Source organism: Stenotrophomonas sp. SMYL11, from assembly GCF_036320005.1.
GTDB lineage: Bacteria > Pseudomonadota > Gammaproteobacteria > Xanthomonadales > Xanthomonadaceae > Stenotrophomonas > Stenotrophomonas maltophilia_A.
The window spans coordinates 178,121-201,114 of the sequence record NZ_JAWIRS010000004.1 but is presented as its reverse complement, the minus strand read 5'-3'; the positions used below and the strand labels follow the sequence as shown (position 1 = coordinate 201,114).

General features: G+C 66.3%; 23 protein-coding genes. 12 read left to right on the top strand and 11 right to left on the bottom strand.

All coding sequences use genetic code 11. From position 1 onward, the window contains the following. Window positions 1–6: 6 nt before the first annotated feature. The gene (locus V3B46_RS09715) at window positions 7–681 is read right to left on the bottom strand and encodes a ChrR family anti-sigma-E factor (protein ID WP_154263507.1); all 675 of its coding nucleotides are present in this window, start codon (window positions 679–681) and stop codon (window positions 7–9) included. After that, the gene (locus V3B46_RS09710; protein ID WP_154263506.1) at window positions 678–1,301 is read right to left on the bottom strand and encodes a sigma-70 family RNA polymerase sigma factor; all 624 of its coding nucleotides are present in this window, start codon (window positions 1,299–1,301) and stop codon (window positions 678–680) included. The genes V3B46_RS09715 and V3B46_RS09710 overlap by 4 nt, the downstream gene beginning before the upstream one ends. A gap of 135 nt (window positions 1,302–1,436) precedes the next feature. Here V3B46_RS09710 and V3B46_RS09705 point away from each other — a divergent pair, with 135 nt between their 5' ends. The 12 genes from V3B46_RS09705 to V3B46_RS09650 all read left to right on the top strand — a co-directional run bounded on the left by V3B46_RS09705 (window position 1,437) and on the right by V3B46_RS09650 (window position 13,252). Then, window positions 1,437–2,204 (top strand): hypothetical protein, encoded by a 768-nt coding sequence (locus V3B46_RS09705; protein ID WP_329891804.1) that lies wholly within the window; start codon window positions 1,437–1,439, stop codon window positions 2,202–2,204. An 82-nt stretch (window positions 2,205–2,286) separates the two neighbouring features. After that, window positions 2,287–3,237, top strand: a complete 951-nt coding sequence (locus tag V3B46_RS09700; RefSeq protein WP_329891803.1) for an acyl-CoA desaturase — start codon at window positions 2,287–2,289, stop codon at window positions 3,235–3,237. A 1-nt stretch (window position 3,238) separates the two neighbouring features. After that, window positions 3,239–4,516, top strand: a complete 1,278-nt coding sequence (locus V3B46_RS09695) for an NAD(P)/FAD-dependent oxidoreductase (RefSeq protein ID WP_329891802.1) — start codon at window positions 3,239–3,241, stop codon at window positions 4,514–4,516. Further along, on the top strand, window positions 4,513–5,280 hold the full coding sequence (locus V3B46_RS09690) for a DUF1365 domain-containing protein (RefSeq protein WP_154263502.1): 768 nt from the start codon (window positions 4,513–4,515) through the stop codon (window positions 5,278–5,280). Before V3B46_RS09695 ends, V3B46_RS09690 begins: the two co-directional genes overlap by 4 nt. Further along, window positions 5,277–6,536 carry a cyclopropane-fatty-acyl-phospholipid synthase family protein gene (locus V3B46_RS09685; RefSeq protein ID WP_329891801.1) on the top strand — a complete coding sequence of 420 codons (1,260 nt, stop codon included), beginning with the start codon at window positions 5,277–5,279 and terminating at the stop codon, window positions 6,534–6,536. Before V3B46_RS09690 ends, V3B46_RS09685 begins: the two co-directional genes overlap by 4 nt. Window position 6,537: 1 nt before the next feature. After that, window positions 6,538–7,083 (top strand): DUF2878 domain-containing protein, encoded by a 546-nt coding sequence (locus tag V3B46_RS09680; protein WP_329891800.1) that lies wholly within the window; start codon window positions 6,538–6,540, stop codon window positions 7,081–7,083. Beyond that, the gene (locus V3B46_RS09675) at window positions 7,080–7,865 is read left to right on the top strand and encodes a DUF1295 domain-containing protein (protein WP_329891799.1); all 786 of its coding nucleotides are present in this window, start codon (window positions 7,080–7,082) and stop codon (window positions 7,863–7,865) included. Before V3B46_RS09680 ends, V3B46_RS09675 begins: the two co-directional genes overlap by 4 nt. After that, window positions 7,862–8,935: an SAM-dependent methyltransferase gene (locus tag V3B46_RS09670; RefSeq protein WP_154263498.1), complete on the top strand. Its 1,074-nt coding sequence runs from the start codon at window positions 7,862–7,864 to the stop codon at window positions 8,933–8,935. The genes V3B46_RS09675 and V3B46_RS09670 overlap by 4 nt, the downstream gene beginning before the upstream one ends. 8 nt (window positions 8,936–8,943) lie before the next feature. Further along, the gene (locus V3B46_RS09665; protein ID WP_049421983.1) at window positions 8,944–9,477 is read left to right on the top strand and encodes a lipocalin family protein; all 534 of its coding nucleotides are present in this window, start codon (window positions 8,944–8,946) and stop codon (window positions 9,475–9,477) included. Between the two features lie 135 nt (window positions 9,478–9,612). After that, complete coding sequence (locus V3B46_RS09660) at window positions 9,613–10,131, top strand: GNAT family N-acetyltransferase (protein WP_329891798.1); 519 nt, start codon at window positions 9,613–9,615, stop codon at window positions 10,129–10,131. Between the two features lie 173 nt (window positions 10,132–10,304). Further along, the gene (locus V3B46_RS09655; RefSeq protein WP_329891797.1) at window positions 10,305–10,931 is read left to right on the top strand and encodes a response regulator transcription factor; all 627 of its coding nucleotides are present in this window, start codon (window positions 10,305–10,307) and stop codon (window positions 10,929–10,931) included. Continuing rightward, entirely contained in the window at window positions 10,928–13,252 is a 2,325-nt protein-coding gene (locus V3B46_RS09650) for an ATP-binding protein (RefSeq protein ID WP_329891796.1), read from the top strand. The genes V3B46_RS09655 and V3B46_RS09650 overlap by 4 nt, the downstream gene beginning before the upstream one ends. Here V3B46_RS09650 and V3B46_RS09645 read toward each other — a convergent pair whose 3' ends face one another. From V3B46_RS09645 to V3B46_RS09605, 9 genes are all read right to left on the bottom strand, one after another. Continuing rightward, entirely contained in the window at window positions 13,253–14,008 is a 756-nt protein-coding gene (locus V3B46_RS09645) for a SapC family protein (RefSeq protein ID WP_032127340.1), read from the bottom strand. It lies immediately after the preceding gene. A 110-nt stretch (window positions 14,009–14,118) separates the two neighbouring features. Beyond that, window positions 14,119–14,391, bottom strand: a complete 273-nt coding sequence (locus V3B46_RS09640) for a hypothetical protein (protein WP_005409616.1) — start codon at window positions 14,389–14,391, stop codon at window positions 14,119–14,121. Window positions 14,392–14,672: 281 nt separating this feature from the next. Beyond that, window positions 14,673–16,709 (bottom strand): elongation factor G, encoded by a 2,037-nt coding sequence (fusA, locus tag V3B46_RS09635; RefSeq protein ID WP_329891795.1) that lies wholly within the window; start codon window positions 16,707–16,709, stop codon window positions 14,673–14,675. 416 nt (window positions 16,710–17,125) lie between these two features. Then, window positions 17,126–17,875 (bottom strand): hypothetical protein, encoded by a 750-nt coding sequence (locus V3B46_RS09630; protein ID WP_329891793.1) that lies wholly within the window; start codon window positions 17,873–17,875, stop codon window positions 17,126–17,128. A gap of 74 nt (window positions 17,876–17,949) precedes the next feature. Further along, window positions 17,950–18,528, bottom strand: a complete 579-nt coding sequence (locus tag V3B46_RS09625) for a hypothetical protein (protein ID WP_232528340.1) — start codon at window positions 18,526–18,528, stop codon at window positions 17,950–17,952. A 169-nt stretch (window positions 18,529–18,697) separates the two neighbouring features. Further along, complete coding sequence (locus V3B46_RS09620) at window positions 18,698–19,459, bottom strand: heme ABC transporter ATP-binding protein (RefSeq protein WP_329891792.1); 762 nt, start codon at window positions 19,457–19,459, stop codon at window positions 18,698–18,700. Further along, window positions 19,456–20,499 (bottom strand): FecCD family ABC transporter permease, encoded by a 1,044-nt coding sequence (locus tag V3B46_RS09615; protein ID WP_329891791.1) that lies wholly within the window; start codon window positions 20,497–20,499, stop codon window positions 19,456–19,458. Before V3B46_RS09615 ends, V3B46_RS09620 begins: the two co-directional genes overlap by 4 nt. Further along, complete coding sequence (locus V3B46_RS09610) at window positions 20,496–21,542, bottom strand: heme/hemin ABC transporter substrate-binding protein (protein ID WP_329891790.1); 1,047 nt, start codon at window positions 21,540–21,542, stop codon at window positions 20,496–20,498. Before V3B46_RS09610 ends, V3B46_RS09615 begins: the two co-directional genes overlap by 4 nt. A 51-nt stretch (window positions 21,543–21,593) precedes the next feature. Then, a complete protein-coding gene (locus V3B46_RS09605) occupies window positions 21,594–22,970 on the bottom strand; it encodes an ATP-binding protein (RefSeq protein ID WP_329891789.1) in 1,377 nt (458 codons plus the stop codon). Between the last annotated feature and the right edge of the window lie 24 nt (window positions 22,971–22,994).

Below are 22,994 nucleotides of genomic sequence, written 5' to 3'. Positions count from 1 at the left end.
CCCGCCTCACAGTTTCACGAAACGCTGGATCTTCCGCGCCAGCCAACCGCTGAACACCAAAGGTGCATCCAACGCAGACACGCAGATGCATGGCACACCCGGCGCGGTCACCGGCTGGTGCTCCACCTCCTCGTCCAGATCCGCCACGTCACCCGGCGCGAATAGCCCCAGCGCGTCGTTGTAGGAACCGCGCAGGATCTGGGTCAGCTCGCTGCGGCCGTGGCTGTGCATGGGCAGGCACTTGCCCGGGGCGATCTTCAGCATGATCAGCGAAGGCATCTGCTCGGCACGGATGCAGTGCACGCCGGGCGCCATCCAACGCCAGCGCAGATCACCCAGCGAGGTGCCAAAGTACGGATGCAGTGACGCCGGCAGATGATCGGGATCGGCCTCGGGCCGCTCCTCCGGCATAGGGCGCAGGGATTCCGCCATTGCCATCGGCGTTTCCGTGGCCAGCTGCATCAGCATAGCCTCGCGCAACTGCTCGCGCCGCGCGTCGGTTGCAGGCGGCTGGGTCTGCTCCAGCAGCACCGAACCGATCGCCTCAGCGTCGCGCAGACGCTGGCGGCACTGCGGGCACTGCTCCAGGTGGGCGCCGGCCACGATGCTCAACGGCGCCGGCAACGCACCCGCGGCATAGCTCATCAGCGTGGATTCGTGCAGGTGGTGGCGCGGATTCACAGCACACCTCCCACTTTCGCCTGCAGTTGCAGGAAGGCACGGCGCAGGTGCGATTTGACCGTCCCCAGCGGCATGCCCAGTGCCTCGGCGATTTCGCTGTGGCTCCTGGCTTCGAAATAGGACATACGCACCAGCCGCGCCTGCACCGCAGGCAGCTCGTTGATGCGCTGGCGCAGACGCGCCTGATCGGCGAACTGCTCGGCACTGCTGCGCTCGATCACATCCAGCGTCGCCGCGTCCTCCACCGCCGCCTGCACCTGCATCCAGCTGCGCTCACGGCGCACTCGATCGATATGCAGGTTGCGGGCGATGCGATACAGCCACGTACTCAGCGCCCCCTGTGCCGGATCGAAATCGGCGGCCCGCAGCCATAGGCGCAACAGGCATTCCTGCGCCAGCTCCTCGGCTACGGCATCGAGTGCACCCAGGCCGCGCAGGTACACGCACAGTCGCGGCATGAAGTAGTCGTAGATCCGCATGAAACACTCGCGGTCGCGCAGCCGCGCCACGCCGTCCATGTCACCGGCCCAGTTCGTCGGCTCGCTGCTCGGCTGCTGGGAACTGGACACGGTGCGTGCGGTATCGAAGTTGAGGAGTGTGCTGGCGGCGTCAGGGTACATCTGCGTTCGCGGCGGGCAGGTGAAGGTCTGTCCTCTATACGCGCAGGAGCAGACATTGGATGCAGTCGGCACTGTGCATCCAACCGGGCGCCCGCGCCGTATGACCGGAGAGACCTGCACTTCCGGATGAACACCATGCGCACTGCCTGGCTGCTGCTGTGCCTGCCCCATGCCGCGCTGGCGGCACCCTGGCTGCGAAGTGAGGGTGTAGCCACCTCCGCGCAGGGCGACATCCTCTACCGTGAAGTGCACTGGCGGCGCGAGGCAACGGAGGGTGCCGAGCGCTGGGTGCTGTACCAGTGCCCGGATGGCCAGCCCTTCGCCCGCAAGCATCTGCCCTCCAGCGCCCGCCCGCAGGCACGGAGCTATTCGCTGCAGGACCGCCGCAGCGGCCAGACCGCCGAAGTCGACGCCACTGGCGACTCGGTGTCGATTGTCTGGAAGGAAGATGCCGCCAGCCAGCCGCGTCAGCGCCGGCTTGAACTACCGCCGGACGCGGTGATCGATGCAGGGTTCGACGCCGCGGTGCGCCTGCACTGGCCGGCGCTGCTGCGCGGCGAACGCATCAGCCTGCCCTTCCTGGTGCCGGGGAGGCAGCGCTACTTCCCGGTGCAGGTGCGGCGCATCGGTACGGTACGTTGGCAGGGTATTGAAGGCCAGTCGATCGACGTCAGTCTGGACACCTGGTACGGCGGTATCGCACCGCGTCTGTCACTGGTCTATGCCAGCGCCGACCGCCGCCTGCTGGAATTCCGCGGTACCAGCAACCTGCGCGATGCACGCGGCACTTATCCGCAGGTGACGGTGAGCTTCAGCTCGCCAGCTGCAGAGCGACCGGCAAGCGACTGGCGGCAGGCGTGGACGCAGCCGCTCGTTGAGCGCTGCGTCGTGACGCCCGGGTGAAGCCGAAATTTACTGCGCCGTGGCGCATCCATTGCGCATCCTGCTGCGTACAGGAAGACACGACACCCGCCGAGATCTCCCAATGGCCTCTGTAGCGCCCCTCCCCCGTCGACGCTGGCGCCTGCTGCGTACGCTGCAGCGGTGGATCGACACCGGCAGCGTCGCAGAGACTACCGGCGAACAGCCCGGCCGCATCGACTGGTTGCGCGCCGTGCCATTCGCACTGATGCACCTGGCCTGCATCGCTGTGCTCTGGGTCGGAATCTCATGGACAGCGGTGATCGTCGCCGCAGTGCTCTATACGATGCGCATGTTCGCCATCACGGCGTTCTATCACCGCTATTTCTCGCACCGGACCTTCCAGGCATCGCGAACGGTGCAGTTCGTGTTCGCGGTGATCGGCGCCGCCAGCGTACAGCGCGGGCCGCTGTGGTGGGCCGCCCATCATCGCCATCACCATCGGCATGCCGACCAGCCGCTGGATCCGCACTCGCCACGCGAGGGCGGCTTCTGGCGCAGCCACATGGGTTGGTTCCTGACCCGCGAGGCGTTCGCCACCGATCTGTCACGGGTACCGGACCTGGCGCGCTTCCCCGAGCTGCGCTGGCTGGACCGCTTCGATACGGCAGTGCCGATACTGCTGGCCGCAGCACTGTATGCACTGGGCGCCGCGCTGGAGCGGTGGGCGCCAGGGCTGCACACCACGGGCCCGCAGTTGCTGGTGTGGGGTTTCTTCATTTCCACCGTGGTGCTGTTCCATGCCACCGTCACCATCAATTCGCTGGCGCATCGATTCGGCCGCCGCCGCTTCGAGACCCGCGATGACAGCCGCAACAACCTCTGGCTGGCGCTGCTCACCTTCGGCGAAGGCTGGCACAACAATCACCACTTCTTCCCCGGCACTGTCCGCCAGGGCTTCCGCTGGTGGGAAGTGGACTTGACCTGGTACGGACTGCGCGCGATGGCGGCGCTGGGCCTGGTCAAAGGTCTCAAGCCCATCCCCGAGTGGGTCCTGGCCAAGGCGAGGTACTGACATGCGCATCGCCGTCATCGGCTCGGGCATCGCGGGGCTGGCCAGTGCCTGGTGGCTCGATGGCCAGCACGACGTCACGCTGTTCGAGGCCAACGACTACCTGGGTGGCCATACCCACACGCACGACGTGGAGGTGGGTGGCACACGCATGGCGGTGGATACCGGGTTCATCGTGTTCAATCCCCAGCACTATCCGCTGCTGACCGCATTGTTCGACGAGCTTGGCGTAGCTTCGCAGCCGACCACGATGAGCTTCTCGATGCACAGCGAGCGCAGCGGCGTGGAGTACAACGCCACCTCGCTGGATGGCCTGTTCTGCCAGCGCCGCAACCTGGTGTCACCTCGATTCTGGGGAATGCTGGCCGACCTGCGCCGGTTCTATCGGGATGCGCCGTTGCTGCTGGCCGAGGAAGACAGCCCCACGCTCGGCGAGTACCTGCGCAGCCAGCGCTATGGCGAGGCTTTCATCGACGAGCACCTGCTGCCAATGGCCTCGGCACTGTGGTCCTCACCGACCGCCACCGTGCAGGACTTCCCGGCGCGCTACCTGGCCCAGTTCATGGCCAATCACCAGATGCTGCAGATGACCGGGCGCCCGAACTGGCGAGTGGTCAGCGGCGGATCGGCGCGCTACGTGGATGCGCTGCGTCGCCGCTGGCGCGTGCATGAGCGGCTGCAATGCCCGGTCAGGATGGTCGAACGCATGCCCTGGGGCGCGCGCGTGCACAGCGCCGCCGGCGCGGAGGCCTTCGACCAGGTGATCCTGGCCTGCCACAGCGACCAGGCGCTGGCGTTGCTGGCCGACGCCGATGCCATCGAGCGTGAGGTCCTCGGCGCCATCCGCTATCAATCCAACGAGGCGCTGCTGCATACCGATGCCTCGTTGCTGCCGCGCAACCGCAAGGCGTGGGCCGCGTGGAACGCGCACGTGCCAGAGGATCGTGCCGCGCCCTGCACTGTCAGCTACTGCATGAACCTGCTGCAGGGCCTGCCCGGCAGCACACCCCTGGTGGTAACGCTCAACCGCAGCGCGGCGATCGACCCGTCCCAGGTGCTGCGCACCCTGCACTATGCGCACCCGGTGCACGACCATGCGGCAGTGCGCGCGCAACAGCGCTGGGCTGAGCTGCAGGGCCGCCGCCACACCTGGTTCGCGGGCGCCTACTGGGGCTGGGGCTTCCATGAGGACGGCATCCGCAGCGCCCGACGCGTGGTCGATGCACTGCGCACCTGCGAACCGCACCGCGTCATGGCCGCTCCCGGCGAGGTGGCCGCATGAGCGCCAGCGCGCTCTATATCGGGCAGGTGATGCATCGCCGGCATCATCCGCATCCGCATGCATTCCGCTACCCCATCGCCCAGCTGTTCCTTGATCTGGATGAGCTGGACACGGTGTTCGCCGGGCGCTGGCTGTGGTCGGTCAATCGCCGCAACCTGGCCGAGTTCCGCCGCAGCGACTACTTCGGCGATCCCGCACGGCCACTGGCCGATGCCATACGCGATCACGCTGCCCACACGCTTGGCTACCGGCCGACCGGCCCGGTGCGCCTGCTCACCCATCTTCGCTTTGCCGGGCAAGTGTTCAACCCGGTCAGCTTCTACTACTGCTACCAGGCCGACGGCTGCACGCTGGACTGCATTGTCGCCGAGATCACCAACACGCCCTGGAAGGAGCGGCACGCCTATGTGCTGCCGGTCGCTACCGCCACGCACGAAGGCAGTTCACTGCGTTGGCAGTTCGACAAACGCTTCCATGTCTCGCCGTTCATGCAGATGGACTGCCGCTACGACTGGCGGTTCAACCGCCCGGACCAGGACCTGCGCGTGCACATGCAGGTCTGGCGCGACGGCGTGCGTCAGTTCGATGCCACCCAGGCCATGCAGCGGCGTGCCCTGGATGGCCGCGGGCTGGCTCGGGTCCTGGCCTGCTATCCCCTGATGACCACCCAGGTGGTGGCCGCCATTCACTGGCACGCACTGCGGCTGTGGTTGAAACGCAACCCGGTGCATGACCACCCCACTCTTGCCGAGAAACCGCGATGAACTCGATGACTCCTTCGGTCGCGCTGCCGCGCCCCGGTGCCTTGGATGCTTTCCTGCGCCGCCGCCTGCTGGCCCAGCTTGCCCCCTTGCGCGACGGTCGGCTGTGCGTGCGCGATGCACTTGGCGAAGTCTGGCTGGGCGATGCCCGCGGCGAACTGCATGTCACCGTCACCATCGATGACCCGGCGTTCTATCGCAAAGTTGCTGCGCAAGGCAGTGTGGGTGCAGGTGAAAGCTACATCCAGGGCGAGTGGCACTGCGATGACCTGGTGGCACTGATCCGGCTGCTGGTGCGCAATCGCGACCTGCTGGATGGCATGGAGCGTGGCCCGGCCCGTGTGGGAGGCTGGCTGCTGCGGGGCTGGAACCGCCTGCGCCGCAACAGCCGTGAAGGCAGCCGCCGCAACATTGCCGCGCACTATGATCTGGGCAACGACTTCTTTGCCCTGTTCCTGTCGCCGGACCTGATGTACTCGTCGGCGCTGTTCACCAGCGAATCCGAGTCATTGGAATCCGCTTCGCGGCGCAAGCTGGACCACATCTGTCAGCAGCTGCAGCTCAAGCCAGGCGACCGCGTAGTGGAAATCGGCACCGGCTGGGGTGGCTTCGCGGTACATGCCGCCCAGTACTACGGCTGCCATATCACCACCACCACCATCTCTGCCGAGCAGCATGCGCTTGCCACCCAGCGCGTGCGGGATGCAGGGCTGCAGGACCAGGTCACGCTACTGATGCAGGACTACCGCGACCTGCAGGGCCAATTCGACAAGCTGGTCTCGATCGAGATGATCGAGGCCATCGGCGCCGAGTACCTGGACACCTACATGGCTACGCTGCAACGCCTGCTCAAGCCGGATGGCGTTGCCCTGCTGCAGGCCATCACCATCGAGGACCATCGCTACGAACAGGCCCGGCGCAGCGTCGACTACATCAAGCGCTATGTGTTCCCGGGCAGCTTCATCCCATCGATCAACGCGATCATGGCCGCCAAGACCCGATCCAGCGACCTGCAGTTGATCGCCCAGCAGGACTTCGGCCACTCCTACGCACTGACCCTGCGCGCATGGCGCCAACGCTTCCTGGCCCAGCTCCCCGCTGTGCAGGCGCAGGGCTTTGATGCGCGCTTCTGCCGGCTGTGGGAGTTCTATCTGGCCTATTGCGAGGGCGGCTTCCTGGAACGTTCGATCGGCGTCTCGCATCTGCTGCTGGCCCGCCCGGGCCATCGTCCGAACGCATCACCGGACCAAGGCGGCTGACATGCGCCGGTTCTGGGCCAATCTGCTTGGCAACCAGCTGGTCTGGCTGTGTGCCGTGGCCGGCGCGGGGCGAGGCTGGCAGTGGCCGGCGCTGCTGGCCGCGACGATCTATATCGGCAGCCAACTGCTCACTTCACCGCAGCCGCGACTGGATCTTCGGCTGCTGATGTTGGCATTGGTCTGCGCATGGCTGGTCGACGCAACTGCCGCCGCCAGCGGTACGGTGCGCTACGCGGCGGCCCCACTGGGTTGGGCGCCACCGCCCTGGATCATGGCGTTGTGGGCGGCGTTCGCGATGACGCTGACCGCGTCGATGCGCTTCCTGCAGCGTCACCCGGCGCTACCGGCCCTGTTCGGCCTATTGCTGGCGCCTCTGGCCTATCTCTCTGCCGCACGGGGATTCGATGCAGTGCAGTTCGCAGACCAAACATGGTCAGGAATGCTGGTCCTGGGCATGGGCTGGAGCATTGCGCTTTCCCTGCTGTGCCAGACCGCCCGTCGCGGCATGCACACCCCGCAGCCGCCCTTCGCAGGAGCGTCGTCATGATCAATCTGATGTGGGTCCTGCTGTACGCCGTGCTGGTGATGAGCTGGGGTTGGGCCTGGCAGCGCCGCCACCACAACATCGGCGTGGTCGATGTGCTCTGGGCCAAGGGCGTGGGCGCATCAGCCCTGTTGCTGGCGCTGCTCGGCGACGGCGCCGCGATGCCGCGGGTTGCGCTGGGCGTACTGGGTGGACTGTGGGGCAGCCGCCTCGCACTGCATCTGTGGCACCGGGTCAGCCACGAACAGGAGGACGGACGCTATCGTTACCTGCGCGAGTACTGGCACGGGCATCAGGGCAGGATCTTCGGCTTCTTCATGGCGCAGGCCCTGCTGGTCGTCCTGTTCGCCCTGCCCTTCGTCGCGGTAGCCACCAATCCGCGGGGCGACCTGACCCTGTGGGTAGTGGCCGCAGCGCTGGTCTGGCTGCTGAGCGTCGGCGGCGAAAGCCTGGCCGACCGCCAGCTGGCCCGCTTCCGCGCCGACCCGGCGAACAAGGGCCGTACCTGCCGCGATGGGCTCTGGCGTTACTCCCGCCACCCCAACTACTTCTTCGAGTGGCTGCACTGGTTCAGCTATGTCCTGCTCGCGGTCGGCTCGCCACTGTGGTGGCTGGCCTGGGCCGGCCCGCTGCTGATGTACGTGTTCCTGCGCTATCTCAGCGGCATTCCCTTCACTGAAAAGCAAGCGCTGCGCAGCCGTGGCGACGACTACCGCGCCTACGAGCGTACTACATCGATGTTCTTTCCCTGGTTCCCCCGTTCTTCCAAGGAGCATTCCGCATGAGCGCGATACCGTCACTGAATCCGGCCGAAGGTGCGGAAACCGGGCTGATCGCCTGGGCCGAACGCGGGCTGGTGCCCGATGCGGCGCTGCGTGCGGGCATTCGCCGCTTGTGCGCGCAACGCCTGCATGAGGAAAGCGAAGGCGGCATCGAAGGCCAATCGGCACGCTTCAGCCGGCGCATCGCCGAGCTGGCCGACAGCCCACTCGCGCTGCATACCGAAGCGGCCAACCGCCAGCACTACGAAGTTCCCGCGGCGTTCTTCCAGGCCTGCCTGGGCAAGCGGTTGAAGTACAGCAGCTGCTACTACGCCACCGGGCGCGAAACGCTGGACCAGGCCGAGGACGCCATGCTGGAACTGTACGGCCAGCGCGCCGGACTGGCCGACGGCCAGCAGATACTTGAGCTGGGCTGCGGCTGGGGCTCATTGACCCTGTGGATGGCCGAACGTTACCCGCAGGCGCATATCACCGCCGTCTCCAACTCGCACAGCCAACGCCAGTACATCATGGCGCAGTGCCAGGCGCGTGGCCTGGGCAACGTCGAGGTGGTGACCCGCGACGTCAACCAGCTTGACCTGCCCATGGCGCGGTTCGACCGCTGCGTCTCGGTGGAGATGTTCGAGCACGTACGCAACTACCAGCGCCTGCTGGCCGGCATCGCACGGTGGCTGAAACCGGAGGGTGCACTGTTCGTGCACATCTTCGCCCATCGCACACTGATGTATCCGTTCGAGACAGACGGCGGCGACAACTGGATGGGTCGCCACTTCTTTACCGGCGGACTGATGCCGGCGGCCGACACGCTGCTGCATTTCCAGCGCGACCTGCGCCTGGAGCAACGCTGGCTGCTGGACGGCACCCATTACCAGCGCACGGCCGACCACTGGCTGGCCAACCAGGATGCAGCCCGCGAGCAGGTGATGCCGGTGTTGATCGCCACCTATGGCCAGGTTGCAGCGAAGGTCTGGTGGCAGCGCTGGCGGATGTTCTGGATGGCATGCGCCGAGCTGTTCGGCTACGACGACGGCCAGCAGTGGCTGGTGGCCCACTATCTGTTCCGACCCCGCTGAGGTGCCCGATGCGCATGTTTCCGCTGCTTCCCCTGATCGCGGTCGGCCTGTTCGGTTCCGGCTGCAGTTCCAGCGACACCCGCCCGTTGCCGCGTCCACCGTCGGTGGATGTGCCGCGCTTCATGGGCGACTGGTACGTGATCGCGCATATCCCGTCGCGCCCTGAGCGCGAAGCCTTCGACGCCGTGGAGAGCTATGCCCTGCGCCCCGATGGACGCATCCAGACCACCTTCACGTACCGCAAAGGCAGCTTCGAAGCGCCACAGAAGTCCATGCACCCCATCGGTCGTGTCGAGAAGGAAGGCAACGGCGCGGTCTGGGGCATGCAGTTCATCTGGCCGATCCAGGCTGAGTACGTGATCGCCTGGCTCGATGAAAGCTACCGCCAGACCATCGTGGCACGAAGCAAGCGCGATTACGTCTGGTACATGGCCCGCACCCCGCAGGTGTCGGACAGTGACTACCAGCAGGCGGTCGAGCGGATTGCGGCCATGGGTTACGACACCCGCAAGCTGAGGCGGGTGCCGCAATCGGTGCGATGACGCGGCACCGATTGCCCGGGTCGATCGTCCTGGAGCATCAGTCGATCATCAATCATTGCAACGTGGTGCACTCGCGACGCGCCCTGCAGATACGATGCTGGGCAGGCCAGCAAGGCCGGAACGGATACACGATCGATGAACAGCCCCGCGGACGATGCCATCACAACCTCCTGGAATGGATTCGAAGTCCGGCAGATCCTTCCGTGCGACCTCGACCTCATCTGTGCTCACCGGGAAGCGATGTTCCGCGAAAGCGGCCGGAGCGAAGAGGTCCTTCAGCGGATGGCGGCCCCGTTCCGCACCTGGCTCGAACCGCGCCTGGTGTCAGGCGACTACTTCGGCCATGTGCTTTCCGACAATGGACAACCCATCGCAGGCATTGGCCTGATGCTGATCGACTGGCCGCCCCACCCCGCCCATCCAGAGCAGGACACGCGCGGCTACGTACTCAATGTCTACGTGGAGCCCGGCTATCGGCGTCGCGGCATCGCCCGCCAACTGATGAAACTGGCCGACCATGCATTCGCCGGACGAGCGGTGGCCTACGCGGTGCTGCACGCTACCACCCAAGGGAAACCACTGTATGCGGATCTCGGATGGGCTGCGACCAGCGAAATGGCCCGCGACCTGCGCAGCGCGAGCGAAGTGCCCTGAAGCGCGCGATTGGGGCCTGACGATCCACTTCATCAATCGGCGGCATTGAATTGATGGGCTTTACGCATCGATTCTTAGGAATAATCGCAAAATTTCAACAAGTTCGATGCTCGACGCGACAGCGGCGCCAGAATGATCGCCCCGCCCTGCGGGCGCCGATCACCTCCCTGCGCATGAATGGATATCCTGCACCGCGCCGACTGCGGCTGGCACTCCTCGACGATCACGAAATCGTCCGCCGCGGCACCGCCCTGCACCTGTCCCGCGACGTCCGCTTCAGCATTGTCGCCAGCCATACCCGCAGCGATGAGCTCATCGACAGCCTGCGCCAGTTGGCAGTGGATGTCGCCATCATCGATCTCACCCTGGCGCCTGGCGACCGCAGCAGTGATGAGCTGGTTCCCCTGCTGCGCGAGTGCTTTCCACATATCCCCCTGCTCGCCTTCGCTACGCTGACGCCAACCACCCGCATCGACCACCTGCTGGCGAGCGGCATCTCCGGCGTAGTCAGCAAGTCCGAGCCCCTGGAGATGCTGTCTGACGCCATCGTGCGCATCTCGCAGGGGCTGTGCCGCCTCCCTGCCGATTGCCTGTTCCCGGCGTGCCGCGAGGAACTCAGCCGCAATGAACGCGAAGTGCTGGACCTGCTCCTGGCCGGCCTGACTGTCTCGGAGATCGCGCTGCGCCGCCACCGCAGCGTCAAGACGGTCAGCACCCAGAAGGTGGCCGCGCTGCGCAAGCTCGGGTTGCGCAATGACGTGGAGATCTATGCACTGCGGCAGCAGCTGGAGCTCCAATGAGGCGGCGCGTTCGCCTCCGTCTGCGCACGTCGTGCACGTTGTTGCTGGCCCTGATCCTGCTGCCGGCTGCATCGGCCGAGGATGCACAGCTGCAGAGATGGACCGCCGGCCGCGAAGTGCGGGTCGCCACCGCGCCATCACTGCGCCCGCTCCCCCCAACGCTGATGGACTCAAGCGCGCTGCCCACCCTCGCCCATGGCTATGCCAGGCTTGTGGCTCGGCATTCCGGCCTGCGCTTCCGCGATCTCACCTACGCCAGCACGAGCGCAGCGGTCGCTGCCGTCTGCCGGCACGAGGCCGACCTGGTGCTGGTCATGGGCAGCCCTTCGCATCACCCGCTTCCCTGTCCCGAGCTGATGGCCTCCGGCGCCTTCCATGGCGGCAAGACGGTATTGGCCGTGCGTAAAGGCGAGCACCTGCCCCGTGACATTACCGGCGTGAGGGCGCAGGTTCTGGCCGTGGTTGACGGCGGTCCCTATGCCGACTGGCTGACGATCCACCACCCCCGGATCCGCCTCCTGCATCTCCCCGACCGTCATGCGGCCCTGGCCGCGGTGGAAAGCGGCATTGCCGATGCTGCGATCGGGCTGGAAGCAACACTGCACTCGATGATCCGGCAGCACTTCACAGGAAGCCTGCAGTTGCACCCGTTCGACAGCGAATTCTCGACCGATCTGCACCTGCTTGTCCGCCGGGAGGACCAGCCGCTGCTGGCGCGCATCGATCAGGCGCTGCGCGCCATCACCCTCGAAGAGCATGCAGGCCTGCTGGAGTTGTGGGCGCAGCAGATGCTGCCCACATCCAGCGAGAGCGCACTGGAGCGGGTGCGTCCACCGATCCTGCTCTGGCTGCTGTGTCTGGCCGTGGCACTCATCAGCCTGCCCGTGCTCTGGCAGGCGTTACGATGGCGAATCGGCCGCGCCGAACAACGCCTCGGGCGCGCGGCAGGGATGATCAGCCATGAAGTGCGCAATTCCGTGCAGACAGTACTGGCTACGATCGACCTGCTGAGCCAGTCACACCTGCCCAAGGGGCAGCGCGAACTGCTCGCGGCAGCCCTTGCCGCCGGCCACTCGCTGCGCAGGTTGCTCGATCGCTCGCTGGCGTTCTCGCGCCTTGCCAGCGGCAGCTTCAGGCCGCATTCCACGCCCTGCGACGTCGGCCAACTCTGTGCCCGTGCACTGGAAGCAATCCGGCCGGAGGCACTACGGAGAGGGCTGTCACTCCAGTTGGATCGTACGCCCGATCCAGCGCCGGTGGTTATGCTCGATGCTGATGGACTGCGCCAGATTGTCGACAACCTGCTGGGCAATGCATTGAAATTCACCGATGTCGGCGGTATCCAGGTGCGCCTGCAACTACAACCCGCCCTGTCTCCCCGGGAGCTGTTGCTGGATGTGATCGACAGCGGCATCGGCATCGCACCCGCTCAACTGGCGCTTCTGTTCCGACCATTCCAGCAGAACGAGGATGGCCAGAGACGTGGCGGCAGCGGGCTGGGCCTGACGATTGCGCACGAACTGGCCGTTGCCATGGGCGGCAACCTGACCGCACACAGCGTGCATGGGCGCGGCAGCCGCTTCACCCTGCGATTGCCGGTCCGCGCCGTCCACGGCGATCTGCCGCCCATCGAGCCGCTGCAGCAGACGCCACTGACCGGCATCGACCTGCTCCTTGTCGAAGATCATGCACTCAGCCGGCATGTCGTCGCAGAGCAACTGCGTCGGCTCGGCGCCGATGTGCGCGCGGTTGCCGATGCCGACGCCGCATTGGCCGAGCATGCGCTGCGACCGCGCGGCACGGTAGTACTGGATATCGGGCTTCGCGGCTCGGATGGCTATGCACTGGCGCAGCAGCTGCGCGCGCAGGCACAGACACCTCTGCGAGTGATTGCCCTGTCCGCCCGCATGGGGCGCCGGCACGCGGCACGCTGCCGAAGGGCCGGCTTCGACGCCATCCTGATCAAGCCGTTGCAGGTTGCGAGCCTGCTGCAGGCGCTGGACCTGCCGCCCTCGGCGCACGGCACTGCGCCCGATGACCCCCCTGGCGTCGAGCCGGATTATGCTGCGGACATTGCCCATGAGCTGGCCAGGATTGAACAGGCCGTGCAGGAGGCCGATACCTCGACACTGCGCCATCATGCACACCGGCTGCAGGGAACGCTGCAGATGTGCCGGGCAACGGATCAGGCCGGCACAGCGGCCGACCTGTGGGAACTGGGGCATGAGGCCGCGCCTGACTGGGTCGAGGCGCGGCGACTGCTGCGGGGATTGCAGCAGTGGCACGGCTCCCGCAAGGCGGAAGCCGCACCATCGGCCTGATCAGGCCGCCAGGCGCTCGACCTGGCGACGGGTCAGGTCATTGAAGCGACCCAGCGACATCAGGTGCTGGTGAATCAGCGCCAGCCAGCCGCTGCGGTGCCACTCGACCACGGTCGCTTCCGGCAGCGCCACGAACTTCTCGACGTCCACCACCAGGAAGCCGTTGAGATTGAACTCGCGGCCATCCGGAGTGCGGACGGTGGCGTTGCGCTCGACCAGCAGGCCGTTGTCGATCAGGGCCTTGGAGAAGGCCTGGGTCTGTTCGTGTTCGCGGGTGTACTGGCCGCAGAACTCCAGCGCCTGCTGCACCATGTCGGTGGCCTTGCCATCAACGAACAGCGGCTGGCCTTCGTCACCACCCTTGACCACGCGCGCGCTCTCTTCGTCGATGCCCAGCAGGAAGTCGTTGTCTGCCCCGGTGTCGATGAAGATGAAGGGGTGGCGACGCAGGTAGGCCGGGATATAGGCCTCGTCTTCCCACAGGCCGTCCTTGATGAACAGGTTCTGGTCGGAAACGCCGACGGCGGCCATCGGCACGGCGGTTGGGCCGGCGAACAGGATCGGGAAGTGGTGCAGGGCCAGCGAGAACTCGCCCAGCACCAGCGGAATGGCGTTGTTGCCGGCGGCAAACTCGAGCCTGCCCGGCAGGATGCGCAGATCGGCATGCACATCGGCCTGCAGCGGCACCGGACGGGTGTAGAACAGGGGGGCGCTGCTCGGCGCCGCTTCGGTGGTGGTGTCGCTGGTGGTCGTCATCTTGGGAACCGTTCGATCATGCGCGCCTGCCATCCCGGGCGCGCCAGCGGGAACAACCTGAATCCCGCATTATCAACAAGCTCGATGACAACGGCCACCCCACCGACGGCCTATTTCAACTGCAGGGGGTAGCGCTGCCAGAGGACGTGGACCAGGAACCCGGCCAGCTCGGTGTCGCGCGCGCTGACCGCGGCGCGAATCTTGTCCAGCAGCACCATGTCCGAGCAGGAGCGCACATCGGCGTGGTTGGCCTGCCCGGCCCGGCGCGCGCGGTAGCGCGCCGCGCGCTGCGCGTCACTCATTGCGTACCCGAACTTGGGCGGACGACCGCGCTTTCGCGGCAGGGTCAGCTCCAGGGTTCCGGGGTCTTTGTCATCACGCATGAGAGGGGTGCGGGCGGCGGCGAGCAACGGGGGGTGCGCAATTTATCGTGAGGCATCACTTTAATCCAGCTTTTTCTGCAGTTTTGTTGCGATGCAGTGCAAAAAAAGCGGATCCCCTGAGAACGGCATCCACGCATGGCGTGGATCTATTGAAGAGCTCGCGCCCGATCGCCCGGTATGCGAATCCGTCGACGCTCGGTAGATCCACGCCATGCGTGGATACGCAAACCCACGCCAGCTCAAAAAAAGGGAGCCCGCTCACGGGCTCCCCTCGCCTCTCCTTATGCAACCCGCACCGGCTCATAGCCGTGCAGGTGCGCCTCACTACTGGCCCGCCCCTGGCTGAGCGAACGCAGCGAGGTGGTGTACCCCACCAGCTGCGCCAGCGGTGCGAAACCACTGACCTCGGCGCGACCTTCCTGGTCGTCGATGCGGGTGATGCGGCCGTGGCGGCGGTTGAGATCGCCAACAACGTCACCCACCGACGCCGACGGCGAATGTACCGTCACCGCCATCACCGGCTCCAGCAGCTGCGTGCCACCCTCGGCCAGCGCCGCCTTGATCGCCTCGGCACCCGCGCGATGGAACGCCATTTCGGAGGAGTCCTTCGCATGGGTCTGGCCATCGACAAGACTGACCTCGATACCGACCACCGGATGGCCCTGCGGACCTTCCGACAGCGCGGCACGCACGCCCTTTTCCACCGCGACGATGAAGCTGCGCGGCACCACGCCACCGACGATTCGGTCGTTGAACACCACCTGGTCGTCCTCGCGCGGCGATACATCCAGCACCACGTGCGCGAACTGGCCCTGGCCACCGGTCTGCTTGACCAGCCGCCCGACTACGCCGGACATCGCGCGCATCGGTGTCTCCTGGTAGGCCACGCGCGGCGCACCCACGCCCACATCAACCTTCCACTCGCTGCGCAGGCGTTCGACCATCACCTCCAGGTGCAGCTCGCCCATGCCCCAGACCAGGGTCTCCGCCGTGTCGCGATCGGTTTCGACGCGGAACGACGGATCTTCCTGGGCCAGGCTGGCCAGACCCTGCGCCATCCGGATCAGGTCGGCCGCACGCGCCGGTTCCAACCGCCAGGCCAGCACCGGCATCTGGGCCTGGATGCTCTCCAGGCGCAACGGCTGCGCACGCCCACTCAGCGTTTCACCGCTGACCGCATCCTTCCAGCCCAGCACCGCGACGATATCGCCGGCCACGGCCTGCTCGATGTCGTGGGTCTGGTCGGCCTGCACCCGCACCAGGCGGCTGACACGCCGCCCCTGCGGATGCTGCGAACTGGCCACGGCATCGCCGACCTTCAAGGTGCCCGAATACAGCCGCACGAAGCTCAGCGCTCCGTGCTGCTGGTGGGTGATCTTGAACAGCAGACCGGCCAGTGGACCATCTGGATCCGGCGGCAGCACCACCTCGCCGCTCTCGCTTTCGGCGGTCACGGCAGGGCGATCCAGCGGCGACGGCAGGTAATCGACCACCGCATCCAGCAGCGTCTCGATGCCCTTGTCCTTGAAGGCCGCACCGGCCAGCACCGGCACGCCTGCACCCGCCAGCGTCGCCCGGCGGATCGCCGCGCGCAGCAGTTCGGCATCGATTCCGCGGCCTTCCAGCCAGGCATCGGCCAGCAGTTCGTCGTGGTCGGCCACGGCCTCGACCAACGCATCGCGCTGCGGCTGCCACTGGGCGCACGCCGCGGCGTCCCACGGGGTCACCGTGGTTGCGGCACCCTCCTGCCACTGCACCACGCGCTCCTCGACCAGATCGACCCAGCCGTTGAAGCCGCTTTCGCTGCCCAACGGCACCCCCAGCGCCCACGGCCGCGCCTGCAGCTTGTCCTGCAGCTGCTCCAGCACGCGCTCGAACGAAGCGCCGACGCGGTCCATCTTGTTGACGAAGGCGATCAGCGGTACGCGATGGCGGCGCGCCTGGCGCCACACCGTCTCGGACTGCGGTTGCACTCCATCCACCGCCGAGAATACGGCCACGGCACCGTCGAGCACACGCAGCGAACGCTCGACTTCAATGGCGAAGTCGATGTGGCCGGGCGTGTCGATCAGGGTCAGCCTATGCGGCGGCAGGTCGCGCGGCGCCCACTGCGCCTGTACGGCGGCAGCGCCGATGGTGATGCCACGTTCGCGTTCGATCGCCGAGAAATCGGTGGTCGCATTGCCGTCGTGCACTTCGCCGACGCGATGGATCTCGCCGCTTTTCCACAGCAGGCGTTCGGTCAGCGTGGTCTTGCCGGCGTCGATGTGGGCAATGATGCCAAGGTTGCGACGGCGGGAAAGGACTTGGGTGTTCATGAGAAAGGTTCCTGCAAAGCCAACTTCGGGGGCCGCACACCCCGGTTGGCGACAGGGTGCGCGGCTAGCGTTCGGTCTCGGCGATCTGGTGCATGGCACGTTCTCCTTGCGGTACATCGGGTTACGGGAAATGGAACTGCGGAAACGAAAAGAGCGCCCCGGAGGGCGCTCTGTAGAAGGTCCAGCGATGGCCGTCTCAACGGCCTCGTGGGGCTCCAGGCAGACACGCCCGTTCCGCGCTTGCGCGGGTCAGGGTGAAAAACTTCAGGAGCGGCATCCGGTTCATAGGGGGCATTCTAGACCTGCCAATCTGGCGTGCAAGTGAATATTGCGCACATAAATGGAACGATGAGGCCGGCAACGATCGGGGTCAGATCCCTTTGCCCAATGCAAAGGGCTCTGACGCCTGCCCTGCCTTACTTGCAGTCGTGCAGCTTGCGCGCCTCAGCCACGGTCGCAGCCTGGTCGCCCCCCATCGAGATCCATCCCTTCAACGACATCGCCGGATCCACCTGCGCCTGGCGCGGGCCGCCATGGACCACCACCTCGGTCCAGCTGCCGACCGGCGCCAGCTCCGACAGTCGCGCCGCCTGGTCGTCTTCGGTACTGAACATGTCGTCCGGCTCCGCAGGCTTGGCCTTGTTCACGGTCTCGGTCTTGCGCGCCCGGATCCGCAGCGCGCCATCGGCCATGCGCTGGGTAGTGACGTCATGGCGCTCCACCCCGTAGGCCCAGCTGCTCTCACCTGCGCGACGGGTCTCGCTACCGTCGTCTGCCACCACCACCGAATCCCCCGCCGCTTCGGCCACGGTCGCAAGCGAACCCAGGCCGGACATCATTGCCTGATAGGCAATCATCTGCCGCTGTTCAGCGGCCAGCGCAACGTCACCTGCCTTGCCGGCAGGATTCTGCAGGTACACCGCCTCCCTGCACAGCATCAGCACCTGCTGGTCATCCCAGCTGATGAGCACTTCATCACTGGCGAAATAGCGGGTCGTCACCGGAACCACCGGAGCGCCCCCGCCGGCGGAATACCGGCTCTCGATCAGCGAGGCCTGCTCGGCCGCGCTCATCAGCGACACCGGCGAACTCGATGCCGCATTGGCGGCGCCTGCGGAGGCGGCCATCACGGCCAGCAGCACCCCACGCGAAACATTACAGATCATTGCATCAGTCCATTGAGAAATTCAGATGCACCATGATAAGTCGAGCAAGGCACGATGCGCCCGTGCGGCCCTGATCAGCTCATTTCCCCGTAGGTGCAGCCTACCGTCACCCATCCCGGTGAATAGGAAAGATCAACAATCATCCGTACATGTCGATCACCAGGGAGCGTTTTGTACAGATTGAGTCCTTTCCAGCCATACACTCTTTCCATGGCCTCGGCATCCCAGCGCGATGACATACCCCCGATATGGTTCGCAATGGATCTCCCCCGCTCCATCTCTTCTCCAACGGGCACCGGAATTGCAAGAAGCATCTCCTGAACACCCGAAACATGCACAAGCGTCGAGGATTCTCCCCACGCCATGACAGGAGCCCGAGCCTCCCAGAGCATCAGTGCCGCGCCATTACCTTTCTTGCTCTGACTGAAATCCGTCAGGTCGCCCGCTGCAATCCGATCAGTGAAGTTGTCCAATTCCTGGTGAGTCAGCTGGCACTGCAACAAGCGGGACAGGGTCGACGATACATCCTGCTGCGCTTGAGTCGGAAATGAGAGCCCCATTGCCACGCAGAGTACCGCCGCCCGCGTGCCCCACACTTCATTAAACATCACACCCACACTGAGCACCCCTCTCGAATCTTCGGCGAAGGCCAATCAATGAGGCAGAGCATTCAAGAAGTAAAGCCGATGCGCCGCCCGCCGGAGCATCGCCCGTTGGGCGCAATGTAACTGCCAAAGCAGCAAGCCACTAACGCCGGTCCATTTGCGTCAAAATTGAGAGGCGCAACTACGTGCGCCCTCCACCTTCGCAGGCAGTTCCGGACTACGTCACCACCACCAGCGGCACCCCGCGCCGCGGGTGCTCCAGCACCACCACATCCTGCTGGTAGACCCGCTGCAGGTTGTCTTCGGTGAGCACCTGCAACGGCGTGCCATCGGCTGCCACCCTGCCCTGCTCCAGCAGCACGATGCGGTCGGCATAGCCGGCGGCCAGATTCAGATCGTGCAGCACCACGATCACGCACGCACCGGCCTCGGCACAGGCGCGCACACTGCGCAGCGTGCGTTCCTGGTGACGCAGATCCAGCGCTGCGGTCGGCTCATCCAGCAGCAGCAGCGGCGTGTCCTGCGCCAGCACGCGTGCGAACGTGGTCCGGGCGGACTCGCCACCGGACAGCTGCTGCACCTCGCGCAGGCGCAGCGCCTGCAGTTCGGCGGCATCGATGGCCGCTTCCACCTGCGCGTCATCCACTACCGGATCCGGCGGGTGTGGCAGTCGCCCCATCGCCACCACTTCCTCCACGCTGAAGGCGAAGCGCACGCCGTGCTCCTGCGGCATCACCGCACGCTCGCGCGCCAGCGGCCCGGCCTTGTAACCGGCCAACGGCTTGCCGAGCAGGCTTACCTCGCCCGCGTCGGCACGCAGGTCACCTGCGGCAACGGCCAGCAACGTGGACTTGCCCGCGCCGTTCGGGCCAACCAGCGCGGTGACCGTACCCGGTTCGAACGCCAGCGAGATGCCGTGCAGGATCTCGCGCTGCTGGCGGCGTACCACCACCTCATGCAACTTCAACAGCACGCTCATGGCGCGGCCTTGCGGCGCTGCTGCAGCACCAGCCAGAGGAAGAACGGCGCACCCAGCGCGGCCGAGAACAGGCCCAGCGGAATCTCGGCCGGCGGATCCAATGTGCGCGCGGCGGTGTCGGCCACCACAATCAACAGCGCACCGAGCAGCCCGGACAACGGCATCAGCCAGCGGTGTCCCGGGCCGACCAGCAGGCGTGCCACGTGCGGCACCACCAGGCCGACGAAACTGATCGAACCAGCGAACGCCACCGCCGCCCCCACCAGCAGCGCACTGAACGCCACCAGACGACGACGGGTGCGAGTGACATCCAGCCCGAGGTGCTGCGCCTGGCGTTCACCCAGTGCCAGCATGTCCAGCGGCGTGGCCAACCGCTGCAACGCAAACACGCCGATGGCAAACAACGGCACCACGGCTGCCACATCGGCCCAGTTGGCGCGCGCCAGCGAGCCCATCTGCCAGAACACCAGCGACTGCAGTTCGCTTTCGCTGGCGATGTAAGTGAGGAAACCAATCAGCGCCGAGCAGAACGCGGCCATCGCGATGCCGACCAGCAGCAGCGTGGCGTTACCCGTGCCCTTGCCGGGCCGGGCCAACGCATACGTCAGGCCGATCGCCAGCGCACCGCCCGCAAATGCGGCTACCGGCACCAGCCAGCCGGCGGCACCGGCAGCGCCCAGCACGATCGCGGCCACCGCACCCAGCGCCGCACCCTGGCTGACACCCACGATGCCTGGATCAGCCAGAGGATTGCCGAACAAGCCCTGCAGGCTGGCACCAGCCATCGCCAGTGACGCGCCCACCATCGCACCCAGCAGGGCACGCGGGATGCGCAGCTGCCAGACCACGGCCAGATCGCGACTGCTGACCGCCTGCGGATCCAGCAGGCCCAGCTTCACCGCCAGCGCCTGCATCACTTCCAGCGGCGGCAAGCGCAGCGGACCCACGGCAAACGACGCCAGCACTGCCCCCAACAGTGCCAGCAACGCCACCATCAACATCGTCCGCCCGCGACGGCGGCGCCGATCCGCTGGACTCATGCCTTCGGCATCGCCGCGAACGCCTTGGCCAGCGCCAGCGCACCGGCACCGGAGCCGACGCTGGTGTACTTCAGCTGCACATCCGGCATCACCCAGACCCGGTTGGCCTGCCCGGCCGGGGTCTGCTTCAGCGTCGGGTACGCCTTCCACAGGCCCTCGGCACCGCCGAACAGCTGCAGGTCATGCTCGGTCACCAGGATGACCTCCGGTGCGGCTGCAACCACACCCTCATTGCTCAGCTGCGAGTAGTTCTTCACCCCAGCCTCAGTGCCGATGTTGACGCCACCGGCCAGGGCAATCAGCTGCGCCGACGCGCTGTCGGCACCCGCCACGGTCGGTGAGCCACCGGCACCTGTTGCCGAGACGTGGATCACTCGTGGCGCATGGCCCAGCCCCTTGCCAATCGCTGCAGCCTCGTCGAGCTGACGCTGCACCTGGGTGGCCAGCGCCTGCCCGGCCTCGGCCAGCCCTAGCGCGGCGGCAACCTTGCGCACCTTCTCCGGTGCAGGCTGCAGGTCATCGATGACCACCGCCGGCTCGCCCACTTCGCGCAGCTTCTTTGCCAGCTCGGTATGCCGACGCAGGCTGTTGCCGAGGAACAGCGAGCCCTTCAGGCTCAGCACGCCTTCCACGCCCGTGGTGCGGTTGAACAGGAACTGGTGCGGTGCGGCCAGGCCGGCCTGGGTGGTGGTGTTGGTCGGCGCGGCGAACACCTGCTTGCCCAGCCCCAGCGCCTCGATCACCGCGATGACATCGTCGCCACCGGCGATGATGCGGCTGGTGTCGGCCACTTCGACGTCGGCGCCATCGTCGGAATGCACCTTGGCCGGCAGCACGGCCTTCTGGTCGTGCACAGCCTGCATCTCGGCACCGGCCACGCGCTGCCAGCCTGCCGGCAACGCGGTTTCCGCAGCCGGCGCTGCGGCCGCCGGCTCGGCAGGCTTCGCAGCATCCGAGGGGACCGAGGAGCCGCCACAGGCAGACAGCGCCAGCGAAACAGCCAATGGAAGCGCACACAGGCGCAGACGGGACGCGATGTTCATGCTCGTTCTCCTTGCTGGCAGGGCGACGCGCACGCCGCCCTGCCGTGTGACTTACTGCTTCGGGGTGATGCGGGTGATGCGGTCACCCTTCGGGTCTTCAGCACCGCGCGACTTGTTCACCGCGAACACGTTGCCCTTGCCATCGGCACGGACGTGGTTCGGCAGCGTGCCGCCATCGAGGTTGGCGACCACCTTGCCGTCGCCGTTGACCACGGTGACGGTGCCGGCGCCGCGATTGCTCACGTAGGCCAGGCCGGAAGCATCATCGAAGGCAACGTTCAGTGCACCGGCGCCGACCGGCACGTCGTGCAGCACCTTGCCGGCGGCCACATCGATGATCAGCAGGTTGTCGGTGCCCTGCGAGGCCACGTACAGGCGATTGCGCGCTGCGTCGAAGGCCACGCCCGAGGCACTGATCGAGTTGCCCAGGTCGATGACCTTGTCGACCTTGCCGCTGGCCACATCGATCACTGCAGCTTCCGGGGTGCCGATGCTGACGGTGAACAGCTTGCCGGACTTTTCGTCCAGCACCAGGCTCATCGGGGTGAACTTGCCGTCGTCCACGCCGGATTCCAGCGTCACCGCCGGCAGTTCCTTGAACGTCTTGGCATCAAACACCGACAGGTGGTCCTCGCCGGTGGCCGAAGCGAACACCTTGCCATGGGTGCCGTCGACCACCACATCGCGCGCATGCGGCACGGCATCGACCGGGAACTGGTGGACCAGCGACAGGTCCTTCTGGCGATAGACCGCGATCGAGTTCTGGCGGGTATTGGTCACCCAGACATTGCCGTTGGTGTCATCCACGCCCACGCCATAGACCGCGTACACCGCACCGTTGGTGCTGCCCGGCACCTGCGCCGGGGTGATCGCCTTGGTCACCTTCAGCGACTTCGGGTCCAGCTTCAGCAGCTGCGACTGGGTCACCGGCGGGCGGCCCACGGCCGAGGTCACGAACACCGCGTTGCTGGCAGCGCTGTAAGCGGACTGGTACAGGCCCGGCACCAGCTTGTTGGACTGGGTTGCGAACTGCGCCTGGCCGGACAGCGGCAGCTGCGGCGAGACGCGCAGCTTCAGTACGGTGGCTGCAGCTGGCTGGCTGGCACGCACCACCACCGGGTGGGTGCCCGGCACGGCGTCGGCCGGAATGCTCAGCTGGGTCTTGAAGTTGCCATCGGCATCGACCACCAGCGGCTGCGTGTTGAGCACGCTGTCGCCACGCAGCAGGCTGACCTTCTGGCCCGGTACGAAACCGCGTCCAACGACGTCCGCGGTGCTGCCGGGGACCACATTCTCACCGCGTGAGACCACCTGGCCCTTGAAGGTGGCATTGGCCGGCTGATCGAACACCGGCTGCGCGGTGGCAGTCACGGCCAGCAACAGGCCAGCGGCGAGAGAAGTAAGACGGAAAGACGGACGGAACGACATGGAAGGCTCCTTGCACACGTAGGC